The following is a 499-nucleotide window of genomic DNA, read 5'->3' on the forward strand; positions in this document are numbered from 1 at the left end:
ATTATCTGTTCAGTACCAATAATAAGAGGAAAATAGTTTTTATAAATGGTAAAATAAAAAGACAACCAGAAAGACGGGGAGCTCTCAAAATGGAATGGAATGAGAAATTAAGAGAAATCATCGATTATGTGGAAGATCATTTACAGCGGCGGGAAGAACCCATAGACGAAAACGTGGTGGCGGAAATCGCGGGCTGTTCCTTTGGATTCTTCCAGAAGGTATTTTCCTATATGAATGGGATCAGTTTTTCCGAGTATATCCGTTCAAGAAAACTGACCCTGGCCGGGTATGACTTAAAGAGCACGGATTTGAAGGTGGTTGATATCAGCTATAAGTATGGCTACGCCTCGCCTACCTCATTTACAAAAGCCTTTCAGCACTTCCATGGCGTCACACCCAAGGAGGCGCGGGACAAAGAAACAGAATTAAAAATTGCGCCGAAAATGCAGACGTCAAACAGACAGCAGTATTCCTGGCATATCGAACAGAGAGAGGCCTT

At 42.7% G+C, this 499-nt stretch carries 1 protein-coding gene; it reads left to right on the plus strand.

Annotation, left to right across the window (positions count from 1 at the left end; all coding sequences use genetic code 11):
- Positions 1–89 precede the first annotated feature (89 nt).
- Positions 90–499: AraC family transcriptional regulator (locus NE664_13345; protein ID MCQ4727617.1), on the plus strand; the 410-nt coding region annotated here is incomplete at its 3' end.

This window comes from Anaerotignum faecicola (genome assembly GCA_024460105.1).
Classification (GTDB): domain Bacteria; phylum Bacillota; class Clostridia; order Lachnospirales; family Anaerotignaceae; genus JANFXS01.